Origin of the sequence: Rubripirellula amarantea, from assembly GCF_007859865.1 — a bacterium.
GTDB classification, from domain to species: domain Bacteria; phylum Planctomycetota; class Planctomycetia; order Pirellulales; family Pirellulaceae; genus Rubripirellula; species Rubripirellula amarantea.
Window position 1 is genome coordinate 313,926 of record NZ_SJPI01000003.1, and the last position, 24,891, is coordinate 338,816.

At 52.1% G+C, this 24,891-nt stretch carries 15 protein-coding genes; 7 read left to right on the plus strand and 8 right to left on the minus strand.

Features of this window, described 5'->3' with window-relative positions; translation table 11 throughout:
- Positions 1-77 precede the first annotated feature (77 nt).
- From Pla22_RS21155 to Pla22_RS21175, 5 genes are all read left to right on the plus strand, one after another.
- Positions 78-866 (plus strand): SDR family NAD(P)-dependent oxidoreductase, encoded by a 789-nt coding sequence (locus Pla22_RS21155; protein WP_146516801.1) that lies wholly within the window; start codon positions 78-80, stop codon positions 864-866.
- 80 nt (positions 867-946) lie between these two features.
- The gene (locus Pla22_RS21160; protein WP_146516802.1) at positions 947-2,671 is read left to right on the plus strand and encodes a purine-cytosine permease family protein; all 1,725 of its coding nucleotides are present in this window, start codon (positions 947-949) and stop codon (positions 2,669-2,671) included.
- Complete coding sequence (locus tag Pla22_RS21165; protein ID WP_146516803.1) at positions 2,668-4,158, plus strand: mannitol dehydrogenase family protein; 1,491 nt, start codon at positions 2,668-2,670, stop codon at positions 4,156-4,158. Before Pla22_RS21160 ends, Pla22_RS21165 begins: the two co-directional genes overlap by 4 nt.
- A gap of 517 nt (positions 4,159-4,675) precedes the next feature.
- Entirely contained in the window at positions 4,676-5,626 is a 951-nt protein-coding gene (locus tag Pla22_RS21170; RefSeq protein WP_146516804.1) for an L-lactate dehydrogenase, read from the plus strand.
- Positions 5,627-6,385: 759 nt separating this feature from the next.
- Positions 6,386-7,825: a PAS domain S-box protein gene (locus Pla22_RS21175; protein WP_146516805.1), complete on the plus strand. Its 1,440-nt coding sequence runs from the start codon at positions 6,386-6,388 to the stop codon at positions 7,823-7,825.
- A gap of 601 nt (positions 7,826-8,426) precedes the next feature.
- On the opposite strand, the gene Pla22_RS21180 is transcribed toward Pla22_RS21175, so the two are convergent.
- The 6 genes from Pla22_RS21180 to Pla22_RS21205 form a co-directional block, all read right to left on the minus strand.
- Positions 8,427-9,176, minus strand: coding sequence for an SDR family oxidoreductase (locus Pla22_RS21180; protein ID WP_146517351.1), 750 nt, complete (start codon positions 9,174-9,176; stop codon positions 8,427-8,429).
- Positions 9,177-9,274: 98 nt separating this feature from the next.
- Positions 9,275-9,838 (minus strand): carboxymuconolactone decarboxylase family protein, encoded by a 564-nt coding sequence (locus Pla22_RS21185; RefSeq protein WP_146517352.1) that lies wholly within the window; start codon positions 9,836-9,838, stop codon positions 9,275-9,277.
- 318 nt (positions 9,839-10,156) lie between these two features.
- Positions 10,157-11,188, minus strand: a complete 1,032-nt coding sequence (locus tag Pla22_RS21190) for an NADP-dependent oxidoreductase (protein ID WP_146516806.1) — start codon at positions 11,186-11,188, stop codon at positions 10,157-10,159.
- Positions 11,189-11,342: 154 nt separating this feature from the next.
- A complete protein-coding gene (locus Pla22_RS21195; protein ID WP_146516807.1) occupies positions 11,343-14,684 on the minus strand; it encodes an efflux RND transporter permease subunit in 3,342 nt (1,113 codons plus the stop codon).
- Positions 14,681-16,384, minus strand: a complete 1,704-nt coding sequence (locus Pla22_RS21200; RefSeq protein WP_146516808.1) for an efflux RND transporter periplasmic adaptor subunit — start codon at positions 16,382-16,384, stop codon at positions 14,681-14,683. The genes Pla22_RS21195 and Pla22_RS21200 overlap by 4 nt, the downstream gene beginning before the upstream one ends.
- A gap of 167 nt (positions 16,385-16,551) precedes the next feature.
- Positions 16,552-17,544 carry an MDR family oxidoreductase gene (locus tag Pla22_RS21205; RefSeq protein WP_146516809.1) on the minus strand — a complete coding sequence of 331 codons (993 nt, stop codon included), beginning with the start codon at positions 17,542-17,544 and terminating at the stop codon, positions 16,552-16,554.
- Positions 17,545-18,348: 804 nt separating this feature from the next.
- On the opposite strand from Pla22_RS21205, the gene Pla22_RS21210 reads away from it, so the two are divergent.
- Positions 18,349-19,410 (plus strand): NAD-dependent epimerase/dehydratase family protein, encoded by a 1,062-nt coding sequence (locus Pla22_RS21210; RefSeq protein ID WP_146516810.1) that lies wholly within the window; start codon positions 18,349-18,351, stop codon positions 19,408-19,410.
- Positions 19,411-19,456: 46 nt separating this feature from the next.
- Here the strand turns inward: Pla22_RS21210 and Pla22_RS21215 are convergent, their stop codons facing one another.
- Positions 19,457-21,730, minus strand: a complete 2,274-nt coding sequence (locus Pla22_RS21215) for a bifunctional SulP family inorganic anion transporter/carbonic anhydrase (RefSeq protein WP_146516811.1) — start codon at positions 21,728-21,730, stop codon at positions 19,457-19,459.
- Between the two features lie 433 nt (positions 21,731-22,163).
- Positions 22,164-22,364: a hypothetical protein gene (locus Pla22_RS25400; protein WP_165440780.1), complete on the minus strand. Its 201-nt coding sequence runs from the start codon at positions 22,362-22,364 to the stop codon at positions 22,164-22,166.
- 624 nt (positions 22,365-22,988) lie between these two features.
- On the opposite strand from Pla22_RS25400, the gene Pla22_RS21225 reads away from it, so the two are divergent.
- The gene (locus Pla22_RS21225) at positions 22,989-24,779 is read left to right on the plus strand and encodes a potassium/proton antiporter (RefSeq protein WP_146516813.1); all 1,791 of its coding nucleotides are present in this window, start codon (positions 22,989-22,991) and stop codon (positions 24,777-24,779) included.
- Positions 24,780-24,891 lie beyond the last annotated feature (112 nt).

The following is a 24,891-nucleotide window of genomic DNA, read 5'->3' on the forward strand; positions in this document are numbered from 1 at the left end:
CTGTCCGTGACGGAGTCCGCGAAATACCTTTTGCAACTACTTACGACACGTATCTCCAAACCTTCTGAATCTAAGCAATGGAATTAGAACTCAACAACAAGACAGCGTTGGTGACGGCATCAACCGGTGGCATTGGATTGGCAATCGCAAGCAACTTGGCTTCCGAGGGAGCAACGACGATCGTCAACGGCCGCAGCGAGTCGAGCGTTAGCAAAGCGATGGACGAGATTCGAAAGAGAACACCCAACGCCGACCTGATTGGACTCGTAGCTGATAATGGGACATCCGCTGGGGTGGCTCAAACCGTAGAACAGCATCCTCAAGTTGATATTCTGATCAACAATCTCGGCATTTTTGAGGCAGTCGATTTCTTTGACTTGACGGACGAAGCATGGCAGGAAATCTTCGACATCAACGTCATGAGCGGTGTGCGACTGGCGCGACACTACTTGAAGGAAATGCTTGACCGCGATACCGGACGCATCATCTTTATCAGCAGTGAATCAGGAGTAGTCCCGGCGCCCGAGATGCCTCATTATGCGATGACAAAGACCGCTCAGCTCGCCGTCTCACGCAGTTTGGCTCAGTTGACCAAGGGAAGTTCTGTTACAGTGAATACTGTCATGCCTGGTTCAACCATGACACCCGGTGTGAAGGAATTTGTCACCAATCTTTTCCCAGAGCTAGACTACCCATCGGCCGAGCGACGCTTCATGTCAGAGAATCGACCGACCTCGTTGATTCAAAGACTGATTGCCCCTCAAGAGATCGCCAACCTAGTTACGTTCGTTGCCAGCCCACTGGCGTCGGCAATCAACGGTGCTTCGCTAAGGGTCGATGGGGGCATCGTGCCGACAATCGTCTGACAACAATTGTCTGACAACAATTGTCTGACAACAATTGTCTGACAACCATGGAATAGCAACATGAACACAAAGCGAACTGTATGAGCGACGATGATGACGCAATTGCGATCTCAAGTATTGACCCCGAGCAATTGCCGGTCGCAGAGAACGAACTGCATGGATGGACTCACTTTGCGGGATTGTATGCTGGCGAGCATGTTGCAGCGACCGAGTTTGTCATCGGAGCAACATTCGTCGCGTTAGGTGCATCCACGAAAGACATTCTGATCGGGCTATTGATCGGCAATATCCTTGCGATTCTAAGCTGGACGTTGATCACGACGCCAATCGCAGTCCAAACGCGGCTAAGTCTCTATACGTATCTGCATAAGATCGCTGGGGACTCAATGAGCGATCTCTACAACTGGGCCAACGTTCTGATCTTCACCGTCATCTCGGCGGCAATGATCACCGTTTCATGCACGGCCGTTCGGCTGCTGTTGAATATCCCGGCGCAATTGGAATGGTACCCCAGCGACGGACTATTCATCGCGGTTGTTGTTGCCGTGGGGATGATCGTCGTGCTAGTTGCGATGTATGGATTTAATGCCGTTGCTGAATTTTCAGGTCTCTGCGGTCCCTGGTTGGTTGTGATGTTCGTCAGCGGCGCATTGGTGTTGTTCCCAGCGCTCGCCGACGCAGTCCTTGGCAGCACTCAACTAACCGGGTTTGCCGACTTCATCGCGATCGGCGATCAATCGATTTGGACCGGGATTAATAGTGAAGGGCAACCCGGCATTGGATTGTTGGAAGTCATCGGGTTCGCTTGGGCAGCCAATACGATCACCCACTTTGGATTGATTGACATGGCACTCCTGCGTTACGCAAAGAAGAGCGTCTATGGACTTTGCACCAGTGCCGGCATGCTGTTTGGTCACTACATCGCCTGGATTGCTGCAGGGATCATGGGTGCAGGAACAGCGGTGCTTATGAAATCCACCATCGTCGAATTGGACCCCGGCGACGTTGCCTATCGTGCGCTGGGTTTGTCGGGATACGTGATCGTGATCATAGCGGGTTGGACGACCGCCAATGCGAACCTTTATCGCGCCGGTTTGGCAGCCCAGGCAATTTTCCACATGCACTCACGAAAGAAGGTCACCTTCACAGTGGGTGTCGTCACCGTCGCGATCGCGTGCTTCCCCTTCGTGTACAAACAAATTCTCCCGCTTCTTACCTACGCAGGTTTGATCGTGGTCCCAGTCGGTGGAATCGTGTTCGCCGAACATGTCATCTTTCCCCGCATCTCGTTGACGAGGTACTGGGCCAAGTACAAGGGTCTGACTCACAGCACTCCAGCGGTTGCGTCGTGGGTAGCTGGACTTGTATTTGGCTTCGGGCTGAACTACTTGCATGTGATGTCGTTCTTTTACCTATTCCTGCCAACCTGGGCATTTACCATCGTTTTCTACACGATGCTGGCGAGCCTTTATGGAGCCAGGGATAGCTATCCAGTCGAGGTGGCCGCCGAGCAAAAACGCAACGAGGCAATCCGAGAGTTCCAGCAGCAACGAGCGAGATTGCTGCAACGACCGATTTACGATGCCTCAGCAATGACGAATGTGCTGCGTGTCATAAAGTGGTTGGCCCTGGCAATCACACTAGTTCTGGCGTTGGTGGTGATGTTCGCTAGTCCGGACATGACAATCTACGAGCGTAATGCGTCGATTTTCTACGCGTGGGGCTTTGCCTTAACGATTACTTACTTCGTTTCCGCTTACTGGGTTTTGCAGCGAACGAAAAAACTGAACCAGGTAGCAATATGAATATCCCAATCTCGTTGAACAATAAAAACTTGGCGCAGCTTAGCGATGATATTGTTCGTCCCCACTACGATCGTAGTTGCGTCACGACCGGGATTGTCCACGTGGGAATTGGCGGATTCCATCGTTCTCACGAAGCGTTCTACACCGACTTGCTACTCGAATCGGGAGCTTCTTCCCAGTGGGGAATTTGTGGTGTAGGCCTGCGGGAGCCCGATCGGAAGATGGCGAAGATCCTGAAACAGCAGGATTACCTCTACACGCTAATCGTTAAGCATCCTGACGGTAGGATCGAAACGAAGGTGATCGGATCCATCATTGATTTCATGATGGGATGTGATGATCCACAATCCGTCATCGATCGAATGGCTCATCCCGACACCAAGATTGTTTCGTTAACGATCACCGAAGGAGGATACAACATCGACGCCGAAACAGGTGACTTCGATGCATCGAATCCTGACGTACAGCATGACGTTCAAAACGCAACTCAACCTCGCTTGGTCTTTGGCTTTCTGACTGAAGCACTCCGAAAACGCCGCGACCAAGGTCTTGAAGCATTCACCATTCAGTCCTGTGACAACATTCAACATAACGGCGATCTGACTCGCAAAATGGTGCTCGGTTTTGCGAAACTGCAGGACAAGGACCTAGCGAACTGGATTGAACGTGAAGTCTCTTTTCCCAATGCGATGGTCGATCGGATCACTCCTGTGACCACTCAATCGGACATTGATTTCTTGCGTTCCGAGTTTGACTTGGATGACCAATGGCCGGTGGTTTGCGAACCGTTTTGCCAATGGGTGATCGAAGACAAGTTTTCGGCAGGTCGACCTGAATGGCAAGACGTAGGCGCCCAATTTGTGGGGGACGTAAAACCTTATGAAGAGATGAAACTGCGGCTACTTAACGCTGGTCACTCGGTACTGGGGATTCTTGGTAGCGTGTTCGGCTACCAAACGATTGACGAATGCGTGCATGACGATCTGTTTCGCGAGTTTCTAAAACAGTTTTACGATCGTGAAGCTGCCCCAGTCCTCGATGCAGTCGAAGGAATCGATCTGGACCAATACAAAGCAACTCTGATCGAACGATTTGGCAATCCGAACATCAGAGACAATCTCGCCCGCATCTGCCTTGGCAGCTCGAGTAAGTTGCCTGTCTTCTTGATGCCCACCATTCGGAAGAACCTTTCAAGTGGCGGGAGCATTCAGTTGGCTACGCTTGTGATCGCTGCTTGGTGCTACTACAGCGACCGTCACGCCGATCGTCACGGGAATTCACTCGAAGTCACGGACGAACTGAAAGACAGCTTGCACGAAGCAGCCAAAGCGACCGACCAAGACCGGCTGTCATTCCTGAAAGTAAAATCTGTGTTTGGTGACCTTGCGAACAACGAACGTTTCGCTGATACCTATTCCGAAATGATTCAACGGGTCTATCGTGAACCCGATGTTACCAAGCATATGCGATCTATTTTAGAAGGCTGAAGCAGTCGAATCGCAAATCGTTCACGGAGCCAGTTTCATGTCTCAAAAAATTTATTTGTTGATCAGAATCGCGTTACCGAAAACGGTATCGGTCACGATATCACTTACTACGCCGAGACTCGTTACTCTGCCAACAAGTACGGCCCGACATGCTTCTAGCCCCAATGTGCAACCGTAGCACTTTGTCTTTGTGTCATCCCATAAAGCAAATGAGTGAATCGGGAATGCACCGATCTAGACACTGAAAACTCTTAACGTGTCTTGGATCAAGAGCAAGGCGATGGTCGATACGCGTCCAAAGCGTTGAAGTAACAGATGGATAGCGGCGCAAATGATTCATTAACATCCACCGACGCGAATCGAACGACAGGCAGCACGGGTTAGACAAGCAACTTTATCTTGATGTTGGTCAATTCTTGCTGGGAGTCGCAACCTTGGGCATCGACGCGACGTCAACGGAAGGTGTTGATTTCGATTCACTTGATGAAGAGCTCGAACTACAAACGAAAGGTTACCTATGAAAGTTGGAATTGTCGGAAGCGGATTCGTCGGATCTACCGCCGCGTACGCGCTGGTCATGCAAGGAATCGGTCGAGAGATCGTGATGGTAGACTTGGATTCCGCTAGGTCGGCTGCGGAAGCCGATGACATATCGCACGCAGTTCCTTTTTCGAACCCGCTAACGTTGTTACCGGGCGAATACGCTGACTTGGTTGGCAGCCGAGTCGTGATCGTTGCTGCCGGCGCCAATCAAGTGCCTGGTGAAACAAGACTAGAACTACTGCAAAGAAACGCGGATGTATTTCGTGAAGTGATTCCTAAAATAATCGAGCATGCTCCCGGTGCCATCTTGCTGATTGCGACCAATCCGGTCGACATCATGACTCATATGGCAGGCGAGTTTGCGACTGCTTGTGGGATGCCACTTCATCGAGTTATCGGTGCGGGAACGATGCTCGACACCGCCCGTTTCCGCACTCTGCTTGGCCAACACTACGGAATCGACTCGCAACATGTGCATGGTTACGTTGTCGGCGAACACGGTGATTCCGAAGTGCTAACGTGGTCTCATGTAACGATCGCAGGCATGTCGCTTGAAGAGTTCGGTAAGGTACGCGGCGTGAAGTTAGATGACGATTCTCGCTCGAAGATAGACCAACAAGTGCGGGGAGCGGCCTATCGTATTATCGAAGGCAAGGGCGCAACCTACTACGGAATCGGTGGTGCTATTGCCAAGATAGTCGACGTGATTTTGCACGACCAACGTTCCATTTTGACGATCTGCTCGCGTATCGAAAAAATGGAAGGGCTGCCCGACGTCACCATCTCAATGCCGCACCTGATCGGTGGCGATGGCGTGATTGCCCCTATCCCGTTGAACCTGGACCAAACTGAGCAACGTGCCCTGCAAGCAAGTGCTCAAATCATTCGTCAGGCAACGCAATCACTTGATCTTTCAGAAAACTAATAAACTAGTCTGTGCAGAATCAAAGGCCTGGTTTAATTGATGAACAGAAAAGCCCTGCACGGCTGACGCCCATGCACAACTGATCTCACGAGGACAACTGATCTCACAAAGACAATATTGTTTGAATTCGCACAACTAGCCGTGTCACCAGAGTAGAATCTATGGCAATAACGAACGCAAACAACGTAGTTCGTCAACCGATGCGAGCAACGTAGCTTTCATCGAATGTGGATTCTGGTGATTCAAGACGACTATTCTTCAGCCAGATGCATCGAAACGAAGTGATCATCTTTGCACTATCTTCCAGTCCTATCTACTAGGATTGCGAAGCCGGATGAACTTAAAAGGTTTGTGAGGACTTATGAAATTTCTCTGAATTTGAGTTCGGCACTGTCTCTTTGCCGATTAGTGCGGTGAGCCTTCAACTTAGCAAATGGGTTGGAATCGGCAGGTGCTATTCTAGTCGCAGTTTGACTTACCGGTGCATCGACTCGTTTTCGGTGTCATTTTCGCATTGCAGTCGCCGACGGCACCGCCTCGAGATCCATCGCAAGGTATTTCGGCTTACCGCACGAGTTCGAATCCAACTCCTGCACAAAAGAGTCTAGTTGCCAACGCCATGAGACGATCATTCCGTTGAACAACGACAAGAATTTGTGTTTCTGCTAAGCGCCCGGACGTTCTTCCCATCGAATTTGGTTTCGCTGATCATTAGACTACAAGACCAACGTCTTCCAGTATTATCCTCGAATTGCGTAGATGGCGAAGAAAAGAACCCAACCTAGTAGCTCCGCTAGCCGATCTCGATCCGGCGATGCATCTTTATGTCAGCTCGGCTTTGGCGATCATCTCGATGAGTTTGGCATCGGTTGCATTTGCATCGACACTACTTCGTTGCTAATTCGGGACTCAAATTCCTCGTTCTTAGGATTGCTTCAATTGCAGGCGGTCGATGTAATCGGATCCCCATTCCTAAAGCTATTGCAACAGGATGACCGGCAACAATTTGCAAATGATATGCAGGTAGTTTGTAGGGTCCAAGGATCGAGCATAACTCGTGACTATTCGGTCACTCGGAAAGATGGAACCACGGCTTCGATGCAGTTTACGTTCGTTTACGGTCCGCTTGCAAAGAACGATTCCGATACGGTATCCGCGACGGTGACAGACGTTACGGCTCAACGACGAGCCGAAGCGCAACTCGCCCTTTCAAAGGAGCGATTTGAGTTAGCCCAACAACACACAAAGATGGGAAGCTGGGAATTAGTATTGGGCGAAGCCAGGGGCTGGTGGTCAAAAGAACTTTACGAGTTGCATCGAATGACTCCGACTGCCCAAGCACCTTCCGTCAAGGATTTCATGTTGCGGATCCATCCCGAGGACCGCGAGTACGTGGCTGAAATTGTAAAATCCATCGAAGAGCCAAACGTAACTCTGACGTTCACCTACCGAAGCGATCCGAGCCTTGGCCCGATAAGAGTCTTTGCTTCTTGCGTCGACATCACCATTAGAGACGGAAAGCAAGTCTTAAATGGAACCACGCAAGACATTACCGAACGCCAACAACTGATCGAGGCACTTCAACGCAGCGAACACCAGTATCGACGACTGCTCGAAACGGCGGGTGAAGGCTTCTGCTACGTCAGCTCAGATGGTGTGTTTACCGGGGCAAATGAGGCGGCTGCAAACATGCTTGGCTACACCACCGAAGAATTAATTGGCAAGAACATCTACGATATGCATTCGATAGAATCGCCCAAGACCACTAGCGAAATCCTGAGTCGACGGGCTCGCGGAATTGGGGATGTTTATGAGCGCAAGCTAAAGCATCGAGACGGTCACGACGTCTGGGTTCTGGTCTCATCGACACCAACGCATGACGACAATGGTGTCTTTGAAGGAGTCAGGGCGACGCTCATCGACATCACCGATCGCAAAAAACTTGAAGCGATTGCAAAGAATTCGGCTGTTGCGAATGCAAGGCTCGAAATGTTAACGCGACGCGAGAAAGACGTTCTCAAACATGTGGTTGCGGGTCGCATGAACAAGGTAATCGCTAAGAAACTCGACCTCAGCGAGAAGTCAGTCGAACGCCATCGCTCTAACCTTATGAAGAAACTTCATGTCCAAAGCGTCGCCGAGCTTGTCCGCATTTCAGTCATCGCAGAAGCATGGACGAAGGATGACCGGCCGTTCTAATCAATAGAACGGTGACCGCAAGCTTAAATCCCCCGACGCTACACTTGCGGACTGCAGTAGTAGATTTACCGGTTCCTTCGACGTTAAATCAGGCAGGCTCGGTCGGCATGCATGCACCTACCCCGAAGTGCCCCAATGGATAACGCATGTTACCGACCGAGCCCTGCCTACTACCCTGAAAGAACTATCGGACACTAAGTTGGTTCCTTCCAACGCGTTTCAGCAAAATAAGGGGTATCCCTCACTTGCTGGTTCCCCGCCACCACATGGTTGCCTTCTACAACCGGAACCGTCAAGTAAGCAGGATTTTCCTAGCCATATGAGTTTCATGCACGACTTTGTTGTCCATTTCCGCGTGATGCGATCAAGAAGACATTTGTTTAATTCCAGCTAGTTCACTGCTGGCCATCTAAATCAGTGCAACCTGCAAAGCCAATAGAGCCAAGATGATCGATACCAGTCGCACTGGCCCCAAGACAATGTCTTCTACGTCGCTACCGAGACACGTGCCATCAATGGCCGGAGATCGCCGTTCGTGCTGCAAATGATCTGCTAGCGATGGTTTGCTTGGTGACTCACGCTAAGAGTTCTTACCTAGTATTTATCCCAAGCTCTCTTGCATACCTGATTCGATAACGTTTTCCGCGAAGCTTTGGTAGGCCGCGCCAACCTGTTCGGCCATTGGATCAGGCCAAGCGAAAAATTGCTTTTGATCGATGGCATCGAATACCGATTCGGCGACCAACGTTGGTGATGCGGCTGCATCGCCGAAACCTGCGCTCGCTCCCATGTCCGTCTGAATCGGTCCAGGGTGAACGCTGACAATATGCGTGCCTTGGTCCCTCAATGATTCTCGAAGCGCCTGAGTGATGGAATAGCTAGCAGCTTTCGACGCACAATAGGTTGCGAACTCAGGAAACGTTGTCAGCGAGGCGACACTGTTGAGTTGCGCCAATGTGCCTCCACCGTTCGCTTTCAAGACAGGCGCGAATGCTTTTGCGACTCGCAACAATCCAAATACGTTGGCGTTGAGTTCAAACTGCAACGCTTCAATCGCATCATCCGAAACAGCTGATGCTGTCCTCATTACCCCAGCATTGTTGATTACGATGTCCACATCGGATGCTGTGTCTGCCGCAGCGACGATGGAAGCGGGGTCATCTAAATCAAGATGAACGGGGACAACTTTATTACCATGTTCAGACACTAGAGGTTTGGCACTCTCGACGTCCCGCACTGCAGCGTAGACTTTCGTCGCACCACGTTGGATCGCTTCTTCGAGAATAGCTTTTCCAATTCCACGATTTGCACCAGTAACTAGTACTGACTTGCCCTTAAGATCACTTGTCATCTTTTTAACTTTCATTGATTCAGCGTTTGATTAATGGATACAACACCGGCAACGCGACAGCGCGGTGTCCTATTTCTATTGCCACCGGCTTCGACCATTCAACTTGCGGAGCGAGACTCAGCTTGCCAAACGTTCTTCTCAAATGGTTCATCGAGCGGCGTCTGCGCAATATGATTTGTGTAATTGGAAAGCACCTTGAAGGCGGTTCCAACAATCACATCGAAAACGGTTTGCTTCGAGTAGCCGGCCTGGAGCAGTTGGTCGATATCACTTTCATCGATCCAGCCACGTTGAAGATTCATCTTCTCGGCAAAGACGCGGAGAGCCTCAAGCTTTGGATCGTCAATTGACGTGCCGTCTCGGAGTGCCTCGATGACGTCATCGGGTACCTTCGCTGTTTGCATGATAGAAGTGTGAGCAGCCATGCAATACTCGCAACCGTTCAGACGATTGTTAGTCATTGCGATCACCTGACGTTCGGTTTCACTTAGGTTCGTTTTGCCGAAGATTGCTCCTACCTGCTTATAGGCTTCCAGCAATGATGGTGACTCCGCCATCACAGCATGCAAGTTCGGGACGAACCCGTAGTTTTTCTTGCTGTCAGCCAACATGGCCCCGCTATCACCAGCGTTCTCAATGGTATGGACGGTAAAGTCTGTCATCGTTGCTTCCCCTTCTTGCCAAATTGTCATGACCATTCGGTCGAACTTGCTGCGAGTATCGAACTAGGAATACCTGTTACCCTTCACGGTCCGCCAATGTCATCGGTCATGCAAGCCAACGTTTTCACCTGTTGCATTTACCTGCTGCACTTCCGCGACATCAGTAGCAACAGTGTCGCAATCTATGTGCCAACGATCGCGTAGAGCTTGAGTAATGCATTTCCGCCAAAGTAAGCGATTGATCCGGTCAGCCGTCTTCCTCCCTAGCTGTGATTCAAAGGTTAAGAACACTTTTTGATCAGCCCAGCAGCTTTGTGCCTAAGAAGCTACTTTTACGACGAGTTTTCCAAAGTTCTTACCATCGAGCAAACCCATGAACGCCGTTGGTGCGTTCTCGAGACCGTCGACGACATCTTCCATGAACTTCACTTTGCCTTGTTCAACCCACGGTTTCATTTCGGACAAGAATTCATCGTAGCGCGGCCCATAGTCATCGAAGATGATGAACCCTTGCGCCTTGATTCGTTTTATCAGAAACGTTTGCATCAACATCGGCAGTCGATCCGGGCCCTCGGGCAAGCCGGTGTCGTTGTAATGGGCGATCATTCCACAGATGGGAATTCGTGCCTTTGTGTTTAACAGCGGAAGTACAGCATCGAAAACTTTGCCACCAACACTTTCGAAGTAGACATCGATTCCTTGCGGACACGCGGTAGTCAACTGCTGAGCAAAATCCGAGGCATAGTGATCCAGACACTCATCAAAACCAAACGTCTCAACTCCAGCCTTGCATTTTTCCGGGCCTCCCGCGACCGCCACGACCCGACATCCTTTCAATTTGGCAATCTGCCCCACCACCGAACCCACCGCTCCGGTAGCAGCCGCAACCACGACTGTTTCTCCTTCTGCAGGTTGACCGATATCAAGTAGTCCCATGTATGCGGTGAAACCGGGCATCCCCAATACCCCCAGCGACCTCGATGGATGTTCCAGATCTCGCCCCAGTGGCATCAAACCAGTGCCATCAGACAGAGCGTATTCTTGCCAACCGCTGTTTGCTAAGACCCAATCACCCTCCTGATAGTCTGGATGCATTGACTGCTCAACCTGACAAACTGTTCCACCCACCATGACTTCGCCAATCGAAACCGGCGCCGCGTAAGACGGCTTGTCGCTCATCCGCCCTCGCATGTAGGGATCGAGGGAGAGGTAAACCGTTCGCAGTAACAAGTTACCCTGAGTCAATTCAGGTAGTTCTGTCTCTTCAAGGCGGAAATTATCGGACTTGGGTGCACCATGCGGCCGAGAGTTTAGAACGATACGACGGTTGACTGTATTTGATTGAGACATGATCTTTCGCTAGGCAAATGAATAGATTTGACAACAACCACCAGTTGCAAAGCTCATGCCGTTTCTAGCGCAAGTACTTGTTCGTTCGAAATTGCCCGGGCGAATCAAGCAGGAATTGGAGGTCCGTTTGTCACCACCGATTCAAATCGTACCCCTATGAAACCGGCTTAATTCCAAGGGTTTCTACAATAATGGCGTACAGTGCTGGTACCACATAAAGCGTCAGTAGCGTGGCAACGATCAAACCGCAAATCATTAGCCACGCCATGCCTTCCCACAGCGGGCCACCGGACAACGCCAAAGGCAGTAACCCACCTACGGTAGTCGCAGTGGTCAAGAAGATCGGCAACATCCGTTGCTTTCCCGCCGCAACCAAACACTCACGAAACTCTTGCCGCGTCAGCCCGACAATTGGGCCATCTGCACTGTTGGATTCAACAAGTAGTTCGCGTTTTTGCAGGACGAGGATATCTGCAAATTCAATGAAGATAATTCCGGTGTTTAGAACAATACCAAACAGAGAAAGCAAACCGAGTTGAGGCATGAATCCGAGAGGGTTATCGGTCAACCAGAGTCCAAACCAAGCCCCAATCACCGCCAATGGAAGCGTGGTCAAAATCACCAGCGTCTTTGACCAACCGTTGTACTGGATGACTAAAATTAAGACGATCGACAAAAGCGAGACACCAAACGAGAGCATCATTTGAGATGCAGAATCTTGGCTCTCTTCTAATGAGCCGCCGATTTCGATGCTATAGCCCACAGGAAGCGACTCACGTAGCTTTTTCATCCGTTCCGACTTCCAAATCCGCAACACCACGTCGTTCCCCGACACACCGTCTTCGACTTCGGCGGATACTTCTATCGTACGGTTTTGACTGCGTCGTTCGATCTTTCCCGGTTGCCAAGTTGGCTGCACTCGCGCGAACGAATTGAGCGGCAACTTGCCATTGCTTCCCTCGACATACGCTGCACCAAGACCAGACAAATCACGCCGATCCTCCGGTCGCAAGCGGAAGTAAACCGGGACCACGTGATCTCGTTGCCGAAACTCGGTCAGTTGTAGTCCCGAGAAATAAGCACTGAGCGTGTCAGCCACCGCAGCATTGGTAACACCTGAGAGATTCGCTTTCTCTTCGTCGACATCAATGTCTAATTGAAAACTGTCGATACCCCATGAATCGGCGATATCCCAAGTTCCAGGCTCATCGCGCAACATCAACTTAATCTCATCTGCGATTCGCCGCATTTGCGCAATATCCGCGAACCCATCGCCTGAAACACGCAGCTCGACCGGATTCGCAGGCGGCCCCATCTGGGACCTTTTGGTCGTCACTCGGGCACCAGCAATGGGTCGGATACCTCGCACTTGATCGCCCACATCGACGGCGTGCCGCAAATCGGCAATCATCGATTCAGTCCAACCACTATGGCTCGTTCGAACCAAGATTTCCGCTGTATTGGGTGCGGCCGGCATGGGGCTTACCGAAAGCGACCATCGCGATCCACCTTGAGCCGTCATGCTTCGCATTGCCCGCAACCGTTCGACTTGGTTCCCTTCGGGATCCGTCCAAGGACTCAGTTTCTTGATTGCATCTTCAACCTGTCGCACGATGGCATCAGTTTGCTGAATCGTTGATGTCTCGGGAAGCCTGACATTGACATAAAACTGGTCACGTCGATCCATTGGAAAGAATTCGCTACTGACTCGAAGCTGCATCGTCGCCAACAACAAAGCAATGCTCCCTGCGACCACTCCCCACTTGAACTTGAGTGCAAGATGAGCGGTTACATCATAGAACGCTAGAATCACATTGCCATCGGTAGGCGCGGATGTCTTGGTAGTCTTGTTTGTCCGCTGTGACCGCCAAGTACGCCATCGATGACGCCCTTTTTCAAATGCATAGTTGAGCCAAGGAAGTGGAGCGTTAGGGAGGTCTGGATTCTCAGGTGCTCGAATGATCGCCGCAGCCAATACCACACAGATGGTCATTGCGAAGAACCAGCTCAACAGCAACGTCACCGATAGCGTCACCGGCAAACTGTAGACATATTCCGCTGCACCACCCTGCAGTGCAAAGAGCATCGGCAAGAACGCTGCAACCGTAGTTAAAGTGCCAGTCAACATTGGAAACATCAACGTCTTGGCACCCTCGACTGCTGCTTTGGGTGGCGACATTCCCTGCAAGATATTGGAACGAGTTTGATCACACACTTGAACAGCATTGTCGACTAGCAAGCCGAGAGCGATGATGATCGACGCGAGTGATATTTGTTCCAATTCAACGCCGAACATGCGGATGACTGCGATAGACCCGAGCACCACAAACGGAATATTGGCCGCCATGACAAGCGAGGTCCGCAAGCCAACAAACAAGTAGACGACCACCACAACAATCACGATTGCGGAAATAACATTTCCGATCACTTCGTCAATCTTAGCACTCACGTTGTCCGATGCTTGCGATACCGGAAGCACAGATAGATCTCGCGGAAGCGATTGATCGACTTGCACCATTCGGTCGACGCGAGCCATCGCCGACTCGCATACGTTGATGATGTTGCCGCCTGATTTCATCGTCAAACCTAACATCACCGCGGGAAACGTGCCTTTCGGGTCAGTAAATCGGCAGATCACTTGCGGGGGATCAACATAGTCTCGCTTCACCGTCAAACCGATGTCGGCCAAGCTGACTTGATTATACGATTGGCCACTGCGGACGCCGGCGACACTTACCGATTCGATCTCGCTCATCGCATCGAATTCGCCACCTGGTTTGACGTTAAATTTGCCGTTGGACGTATCGATACTACCGCCGGATGAAACGATGTTGCGATCAGCAACCATGCGTTTCAACTCACTGGTCGTTAAGTTGATTTGGGCCCACGATCCAAGATCGGTCTCAATGTAAATCGCTTCATCTTGGACGCCGTACTTGTCCACTTTGGCAACACCCGGCAACAACCGCACAGCATCCCGCACTTGGTCCGCATAGATTTCCAACTCACGCGGAGAATAGCGATTGCGATCATCGATCTGCGTTTCGCCGTCGAGTGGTTGTTGATAGACACCAAGCAATAGAATTGTTGTGTCTCCAAATTCGTCGTTGACGATTGGGTGCACATTGTCGGCTGGCATGGGAACTAAGTCCACTTTGGCGCGAACTTTGTCCCAAACTTGTTGAATGTCACGAGGCAGAATGTCGTCGGTCAAATTGACATAGATCACCGACTGGCCGTTGGTTGTCTCAGACTTGAGGTAGTCGATCTCCGCGATCTTATCGAGTTCCTCCTCTAGTTTGTCCGTAACAAGCTCTTCCACTTGGACCGTTGGCGTCCCCGGCCACTGCGTCGAAACAACACAGGTGCGAATAGTGAAATTGGGGTCTTCACGACGCGGCATGTTAAAAAATGTGTAGAGGCCCCATGCGGTCCAAAGGCCGACGAAGGTGTAGACGATTGGGCGATGCTTGATCGCTATTTCGGAAAGGTTCACAGAGCCGTCTCCGATGGTGCGATGACATTGATCGGCTCACCGTCGATGAGGTAATGCACGCCCGCTGTGATAAGTCGAGCCCCTTCCAAGCTATTGTCTGATTGCTCGGCATCTTCACTAAGTTCGATCAACTGCAAACTTGATGGCGTAGCAGTCTGTCCTTTGTTTACAACCTTAACCGGAACCCGCGCTGCAATCGTTTGCCCACCGGACTCTCGCACAACGAACACTGACGCCCCGTCGGCCTGTCGCGAGATCGCATCCATCGGAACGTAGTAACCTTCCACCGAATCGGTCGCGGAAAGATCCACTTTCACGATATCGCCAGGCCGAAGCATCCAACTGTTAGCGGCGTCCAGAAAGACGGTTTTTCCATTCCATTGTTCAGGGGTCCCATCCGCTACGCGAAGCTTCCCGACAACAAGATCACGAGACGCATCGAACTCGGGGTCGTTAACTTTGACCTCTTGGAACACCGTTCGGCCGAGATACGGCACCTTCAACGGTGAAGGCTCAACGCGCAGCTTACGCACTTCAACGACATGGTCAGCGGGCGAGTGACCTTGAATCGTTGTGTTGGTGATCTGCCATAGGTAAGCACCTTCGGAGTCGTACAAGATGGACGACTCTTCCGCGAATAACCCACCGTTTTCGGCACCCGGCAAGAACTTCAAATCGAGACGCCACACATCGGACGTGGTTGCGGCTTGGACACCCGCGCTATCAGAAAGCTTTCGATTGAAAAGCAATAACGTAAGAGTAAATGTTCGCGTGAGGGGATCAGCGACGGGATCGATTTGATGCAGTACCGCTTCATGCACTGTGCTCGAACCGTCAGGCATGGACACATGAATTGGAAATCTATCCATCCGTTGCATTTGGCGAGATTTGTCGGCGGAGATTTCAACCTCGATCTTAATGGGATCCATCATCTGAAGCGTGGCAACGGACTGACCCGCTGTGACAATACTGCCGGGCACAACCGAAGTGCCCGCAATCTGTCCGCGAAAGGACGAGTAGAGCGTACAGTCCTCTAAGTCTCGCTGGGCGTCTCGAAGACTTTGCTTCGCTTGCAGGATGGCATTCTTCAACGCTTCAATCTCGGCCTTCTTAGACGTCTCGGATGCAAGCACTTGCTTAACTTCAGCAACGGCATTCCGATAGGCAGAAGTCTTCTCATCAAACTCGCTTTGCGACACAGCGTTTTGCTGCTTCAGCGTTTGACTGCGATCGAGTTCCGTTTTTGCTAGCTCCGCCCTCGCCGCTGCCGCCTCAATTTGTGCCGGGATACTTTCATCAAGTTCCGTCTGAGCTACCACAAGGTTTTGTTCGGCACGTTTCACTTCTGACTTCGCTCGCGAAACCTGCAACGAATACCGTTCACTTTCAAGCCGAGCAACGGGCGTACCTTCCACGATACGATTGCCGTCTGAATCATAGATACGACCATCAATCTCTGTGTTCAGGTCGGCGACAAACTCGACACGTCCGGAAACTTCAAACCCGATCTCCTCGGTCTGCCAAGCTCCCACGGAGGCGGCGATAAGCGGGGCATCGGGCGGATGCTGTTTTGTCAGCACCATCGTTTTCACCGGCCTAGGGCTCTTTTCGAATACCACTTCCTTGGAACGGCCGCATCCTGCCAATGCGATGCAGACGATCGCATTGAGGAATAAAAATCGTTGAAACAATTGGATCATAGCAACTGGTTTTTCAGAAACGTCTTGGATGGAAGGCAAGTGAGTATCACCCAGGACGTCTTGCTGCGTAAGTGCTTCCCAGGATTCTGGAACGACTCTATCTCGGATTCGTCAGGCAAGCATCCGCACTGGTGTCTGTCGAGCCGATTGGATGGACTACCGGAGTGCTAAGCGTTGACATCGACCACGACACGTCCTTTCACTTGACCTTCCAAGATCTTGGCCCCCAACTCGGGCAAATCGGACAGCGTCGCCGGATGAATCATTCCTTCGAGTTTTTTCGTTGGCAAGTCGCTGGCAATACGTTGCCAGGCTGCCAATCGGTTTTCGTAAGGTTGCATCACGCTATCGATCCCCAACAAATTCACTCCGCGAAGCAAGAACGGAATCACGCTTGCCGGAAGTTTGGCTCCTCCCGCGAGGCCAACAGCGGCGACTGAACCACCGTATTTCATCTGACCCAGCACTCGTGCGAGCATTTCGCCACCGACCGCATCGACGCACCCCGCCCACGTTTCCGATTCGAGCGGTCGCTTTACGACCGTATCGATATCACTGCGAGCCACAATGCGACTCGCGCCCAGCGATGTTAGGTATGGCTCGGTTTCCGGTCGGCCGGTCACCGCAGCAACTTGGTATCCGAGATTTCCAAGAACCGCCGTCGCAATTGAACCGACACCGCCACCAGCCCCCGTGACCAGCACTTCACCTTGATCCGGATGAAGGCCGTGTTCTTCCAACGCGATGATCGCAAGCATCGCAGCAAACCCGGCGGTACCGACCGCCATGGCCTGCTTTGTTGTTAATAGTTCGGGCAATGGCACGAGCCAGTCGGCATTCACGCGAGCCAGTTGGGAAAAACCGCCCCAATGGATTTCGCCCACTCGCCATCCGGTCAACACAACCTTGTCACCCGGTTGATAGCGTGAATCGTCACTCTTTTCGACGGTTCCGGCAAAATCGATTCCGGGCACGTGAGGATAACTGCGGACAAGCCCGTTGTTGGGCTGTAAGCACAACCCGTCTTTGTAGTTCACCGTCGTGTACTCAACCGCAACTGTCACGTCACCCTCAGGCAACTGGTCCTCGGTGAGCTGAGTTACCACAGCCGAGACTTCGGAATCGTTGCTCTTATCAACAACCAGGGCGTTAAAAGTCATAGTATCTTTCGTGTATTAAAGGTGGCTCGAGGAAGTTACAGATTTGCCAGAGTAAGAGTCTAGATTGGCGGCGCAGGCGCACAGCGTAAGCAGATTTGACCGCCAATAGCCCAGCATCGCCGATACGAACGATTCGCGAGGAAACCATAGCGGTGGTCATTCTCAATGAACAAGCGTCTTTCCACAGCGACTTTCAACAGCATGGCTCAACAAGAAAGCATCCTGAAAAACTAGTTTTGGCATCGCCTAAAGAAACGCATTTTTCCCGGGCAATGTATCTCGACCACATGATGTATCTCGACCTCGACGTACTAACAGAACTCGTGGACTAACAAAACTCGTGCCATGGTTGGAAGAAGCCGAGACCGACACCCCAACAAGCTTCCTACGGCGGTGGTTTTTCCTAGGTGTCTGTTATTCGGTGCCTGTTAATAGTTGGCAGAGAAGCCAGCGAGGTGAATGACAACTGTGATCACAGGCAGACCAATTTCACGAATTGCGTGCTTGATTACTTGGTTGACGAACTCAGTCGTAATCCGTGCGGAAGCAATGCGCGTATATGGGCAACTGGGTGCGCAACTCTCGCTTAGCTGACTGCGGTGCTCGCGAGAGCGAAAAAACGCCCCGAAATTTCTGGAAAGAATGACACATTTAGACTAAAAATCAGGTGAATGGCATGTCTTTCGCTATATGGCATGTCTTTCGCTATTTCGCTAACCGAGTCGGTATCAACCGAGTCGGTATCCGAGCTTGAGAGTATTCAGTCCTATCTTCCTATCGAAGGCCCACACCTAAGGAACAACGATGGCACGAGCATTAGTGACCGGTGCAACGGGCTTTATTGGATCTCATCTTGTACGAGACCTCACTCGACGCGGTTGCGAAGTGACGTGCCTTGTGCGCAAGTCTTCCAACCTAAGTTCACTGAACGAATACCGTCCACGCTTTGTGATCGGCGACATCATGGACATCGACGCTGTCCAGCAGGCGATGGAAGGGGCCGATATCGTTTACAACCTAGCCGGCGTAACGAAAGCTTTGCGAGAGAGTGACTTTGCGGAAACGAATGTCACCGGCGCGCGTAATGTCGCGGCTTGTTGCTCGAAAGCACCAAACGATCCGGTTCTCGTTCATGTTTCTTCACTTGCGGCGGCCGGTCCGTCGACCTGTCAGCGTCCTCGCGTGGAAACCGATGCTGCTAATCCCGTGTCACGATACGGGAAAAGCAAACGAGCTGGAGAGTTGGCAGTCATCGAATTCGCTTCGAAGATCCCGATTTCGATTGTTCGACCGCCCATTGTATTAGGGGAAGGGGACCGTGACGGATTTGAAATGTTCAAGGGCATCGCTAACTGGGGCGTGCACTTGGCGCCCAGCTTGGATGATGACCGGGTGTCGGTCATTCACGCAGATGATCTGTCCAACGCACTTGTTCAAGTTGGCATGCGCGGACGCCGCGTGAATCAATCGCCCAACGATTCAGCAGGGATCTATTTTGCATCGAGTGGTGAAGACCCGACGTATGCCGAACTTGGCCGGATGATTGGTAAGGCGCTAGGCCGAGACCATACCTGGGTGGTGCATGCTCCCAAATCTGCGGTTTGGGGCATCGCCGCCATCAACGAACTTGTTTCCCAAGTTTGCCGTCGCCCCCACATTCTGAACCTCGACAAAGCGCGAGAGGCAACTGCTGGTTCGTGGACTTGCTCGTCGGATGCGCTTCAACACGATGTCGGCTTCGCTGCTGATCGACCGCTGTTCCAACGGCTGGTTCAAACCGGGGAATGGTACCGAGAGCAAGGCTGGTTAAGTGGACATCGCCAACGGCGCCCCGCATTCGAGAGCCGGCACACTTCGGTGTCGTGACCATCTTACGACAAGCACGACACCGATTCGACTTGCTTATCCAGCATCACCTGGCAAGCTCGGCTTCGCGCTGTGGGTCTAGCTTGTCAGCATCGAAGAATTCGATCTTGCCAGACTTCACGTCATACAGGGCACCGATCACCTTGACGTGCCCCTCACGAACCGCGTTGCCGATCACGGAGCTTCGCTTCAAGATCTCGTCCACCGTATGAAGGACGTTCAACTTAGCAACGTCGTCGACGATCACTTCGAATTCCTCAGCCGAAAGATGATCTGTTGATCCCGCTGGCATGCTTGGCACGCTTGGCTTGATCTCATCAACGATCGATTGAAGGTGCTCGCACCCGGTCACGGCTTGAGCGTCTAGTTCATCGACGACTAGCTTGACCGATGATGTTACCGCACCGCATCGAGTATGGCCAAGAACTACGACCGTCTTCACACCGGACACGCCAACCGCATATTCCAGACTACCCAATGACTTTGTACCAATCACGTTCCCGGCAACGCGGACACTGAAGATGTCGCCCACGCCCAAGTCAAAGACCAATTCGGCGGGAACTCGAGAGTCAATGCAACTGAGAATAGCCGCTAAAGGACTTTGCCCATCAGCGGTCGCGTAGACCTGACTTCCAAGGTCACGGTTCAATCGCTTTCCGCTCGTGAATCGCCGGTTGCCTTCGCGAAGAATTTCCACCACTTGCTCGGCGGTGAGTTGCCCTTGCAGCTCGCGAGTCGCATGATCAGCGAACTGAACTTCATCTTCTAATTGGTACTTCGACCTAAATCCACGAAGATTGACTGAGATGTTCCGAGCAGGCGCGACGTTGTCTTTGAAGTCGCGAATCAAACTCAGCACGTCTGGGTCTATGTAGTCAGAATGCGAAGCGTCGATGGAGAGGTTACTTCCCGGTTTTGCTTCACTTAACACACGGTCAATCGCAGCACGATTGAGAAAACTCACTTGACTAGTGAGTTCAATGTTGGTCACGTCGCCACCCATTCGCGTTTCGACAATTCGGCGAATCGGGCGTCTTAGATTGCTGTTCAAGATGAACAAGATGCTCACTCCCAAACCAATCAAGATTCCGATTAGTAGATCGGTAAAGACGATCGCTAAGACCGTGATGATGAAAGGCGTGAACTGATAGCGTCCCTCGTTCCACATCTGCTTAAAGATCTTAGGGCTCGCCAGCTTGAAACCGGTGACCAACAAAATCGCCGCCAAGGCGGACAAAGGGATCATGTTCATGTAGCGTGGGAGAACAGCAACACTGACGAGCAGCAACAGGCCGTGAAAGATCGCTGACATCTTGGTCTTGCTGCCGGCACCGACATTGACCGAACCACGCACGATGACGGAAGTCACTGGCAGGCCACCGATCAATCCGCAGACGAGGTTACCGCACCCCTGCGCGACGAGTTCGCGGCTAGGTGGCGACTTTCGCTTGGCGGTGTCGAGTTTGTCGACCGCTTCAAGATTCAACAGTGTTTCCAACGACGCCACCACTGCGATTGTAATCGCGGCAACGTAGACGGCTGGATTGCTCGCCGCGGTAAAGTCGGGAAGACGCAAAAAGCCAATGAATTCCGAGAAGCTTCCCGCCATCGGAATTTGCACTAAGTGAGATGCCTCGATCACCCATTGCCCGCCAAGGCTACGGAACCAAAGACTCAGGGCGACTCCCATGATGACCACCAAAAGCGGCGCCGGAACAAGCGATTTCTTAAGTGCGGGAACTCTATCCCAAAACATCAGCAGCGCTACGGAAAGCAGTCCAATCACCATCGCACCAACGTGAATCTCACCGGCAACGAGCGTGAAGAGTTCCGTGAGCGTGTTTTCACGGTCGGGCTGCTGGAAGGACATTTCGCCTTCCGGGTCAGTATCGTGACCAAAGATGTGAGGGATCTGCTTGAGTATCAGGATCACACCGATCGCGACCAGCAATCCTTTGATCACGCTAGAGGGGAAGAACGCCGATAGTGCTCCCCCCTTCGCTAGGCCAAATCCAATTTGGATGACACCCGCAATCGCGACCGCAAGCAAGAACGATTCGAAAGAACCCAGCAGTGCAATTTGCGAAGCGACGATGGCAGTGAGACCTGCTGCCGGACCGCTGACACTCGTGTGAGAACCGCTGACCGCTGCGACGACAAGGCCACCGACGATGCCGGAAACCAGCCCAGAGAACAAATCTGCTCCCGAGGCGAGTGCAATCCCGAGACACAGGGGAAGCGCAACGAGAAAGACGACCACACCAGAAAGGAGGTCGCGAAAAATAGTACTAGGAGAAAAAATGGAGGCAGGTTGAGTCATGAGGGCTCACTAACGGTGACAGCGACGGATGCAATGCAGACAACTTGACGGCACTTCCTTACGAACTTCGGCGCACCAATGAATCTTCGCGCACCAAACTGCTACGGACCGTCTCGGGTCACTAGCGTCAGGCACCTGACCTACCTGGGGTAAATCGAAGCAAAGAATCTTAGAAACGCGTTAAACAACGTTCAGACAAAAGAAGAACCAACGCGTGTTGGCTTAGCATCGCATCGGCGCAAGCGAGCCATTAGCAATTCGATGCCCATCAAAGACGCACGGTAGAGTCACCGCTCTAGGCTGAGTGGAAACGCGAAAGGCGGGACCACCCAAAGAAGCACTCAGTTTACCCGGAGCACGAACTTTTAATCGCCGCTGGGATTGGGCGAGCTTTTTCGTGGAACATGGAAAGACCTCTTGAACCTCCTCCGTTTCAACCGGTCGCGCGCTGCCAAACATTGACCGCGACGCTACCGCCGTGATTCCCAAACTTGGCAACGTCAACAACAACAGCATGATGAATGACATCATGCTGCTTGGACGCTTGAGTCGGAAAAGAGGGGTCTTTGTGTTCACTTGCAACATTGGCGAACTGGGAAGAGGGTGACATTCCTGCCATCAAAAATTGTAACATCGGTGTCAAATGGAACAAGATCAGATCGCCCCCGGACCCCGCATTGGTCACAAGTTACGCAAATAAAACTACAGGAAAATTGCGTGATTTTTTTACAAAACGGCGGCCCCTTGAGACCTATTTCTAGCTGACACAAACGAAGCCCAGCCATTGATCTATGTCAAGAACGTCCAGTGCATTCTTCCGGTGCATTCTCATTGGCCAATGCAATCCTGGGCTCGCGCATTAATCGGGACAGTCCCTTCGCGAGGACTTCACCATCCAACGCATGGCTGTGGCACATCGCTGCGGCGGTTGCTCAGTAGCGGTTGCTTGGTTGACGTGGCCAGCGCCCAGTTGACGTGGACAGTGTCCCGCCGAGGTAGGTAACCGCGGGGGCAGGTGGCCCGGGTGTGAGCATGCTGGGTGTGAGCATGCTGGGTGCGAGCATGCTGGGTGCAAGTATGCCGGGGACAGGTAATCGATGTTCGGTAGGTACGGCACACTCAATGGGCGAGTCAATGAACCGAGCACTTAAGTCCGCTGGACTTAAACGGTCGAGTTCTGCAAGATTCCTAGTGTGTCCTTACTGATCACGGTAGGCTTGACGAGTACTGCAAATCAAAAACATAGTCCCTTCCATTCATGCTTAGCATCGAAAACCTGATTCTGATCACCGGGATTCTGCTGCTGTTGGGCATTGCGTCGAACAAGTTTTCGGCGAGGTTGGGGGTCCCCGTTCTGTTCATCTTCTTGATCGTAGGCATGCTTGCCGGGTCAGAAGGCATCGGTGGAATCGAGTTCGAGAACTACTCGCTCGCTTACGGAATCGGGACGGTGGCATTGTGCCTGATCCTTTTCGATGGTGGCATCCGAACGCCCTACAAATCGATTCGATCCGCCTGGAAACCCGCAGGAGTCTTGGCGACCGTCGGCGTTTTCATTACAGCGCTCATCACAGGCCTAGCCGCTTCTTGGATCCTCGGAATATCGGCGTGGCAAGGCTTATTGCTGGGCAGCATCGTTGGATCGACCGACGCATCAGTCGTATTCGCGGTACTGCGTGGTGGCGGTGTGCAAATCCGACCGAAGCTGGCCAGCACCCTGGAAGTGGAAAGCGGATCGAACGATCCGATGGCGATCTTCTTGACCATCGGCCTGATTCAAGTGCTCAGTGGCGAAGTCGCTTTTGGTTTCGGATTGGTCACGCTGTTTTTGAATCAGATCGTGGTGGGTTCGCTTGTCGGCGTAGCCGTGGGCTGGGCCGGAGCATGGGTACTCAGCCACACCCGTTTGGAAGCTGCTGGTTTGTATCCCGTTATGGCAACGGCATTAGGCCTGTTCTCGTTTGGATTGGCAGCGAAGTTCGGAGGCAGCGGATTCTTGGCCGTTTATCTGACCGGAATTGTCGTTGGCAACAGCCGCCCCGTGTTCCATCGTGGCATCTTGCTATTCCACGACGCGCTCGCATGGATTTGCCAAATACTAATGTTTACCGCGTTGGGCATTCTTTCGTTTCCGAGTCGCTTACTAGAGGTCGCGGTCCCGGCCCTGTTGATTTCAGTCGTCCTGATCTTCGTCGCGCGGCCCATCGCTGTTTTTCTCTGTGCTGCCCCCTTCAAATTAGCAATCCGAGAACTGACGTTTTTGTCCTGGGTGGGGCTCAAAGGTGCGGTACCGATTACGTTGGCGACGTTCCCAATGATCGCTGGATTGCCCAGCGCGTCAGTAATCTTCGACACTGTGTTTTTTGTCGTCCTGGTATCCGCGCTTGTTCAGGGCTGGACTTTGCCTTGGGTCGCTCGCTACTTGAAGTTGGAGGTACCACGACGTTTGCCACCTCCGGTGACACTCGAAATCAGTTCGCTAACCAACGTCGATGGTGACATCGTTGACTATTTTGTCGACGAAAGTTGCCAAGCAACCGGCAGCATGATTCAGAATCTGGCATTACCGGAAGGCGTCGTGATTGCATTGATCGTTCGCGATGAACAAATCATTCCTCCCCAGGGACGCTCAATGCTGTTGAGCGGAGATCATGTCATCGTGGTGTTGCGACCACGAGTGCGAGCGCTGGTGGACCGAATTTTCTCGCACCGTGAACAACCGCCTAAGCCGCTGCCCGAAGAGCTCGAGTTTCCGCTTCGCGGATCGATCAAGGTCGCCGCAATTGAACAGTTCTACGGGCTGAGCCTAGACTTTGAAGATGACTCTACGCTCGACCAGATGATACGCAAACATCTGAAAGGAAAGGACGTAAAATTAGGTGCGACGGTACAGTACGAACAAATCGCGTTGCGCATCCGAGAACTTTCGCCCACCGGGACAATCGAGTATGTCGGTATGACAATCCTTCCCGAGCCTGAACTTTGCAACCCGCCCGATGCACCGGATACCCCATCCGAGTCAGATACGGCAACGAATCCTAAGGAATAACCGCAGATTATCAATCTAATTGGCTGGCGATACTCACCCTGTGATTCTCGCTAGATCGGTTTCGAACGCATTGCCTTCGATTATTGCTCCCACCCACATCACCTCCAATTCC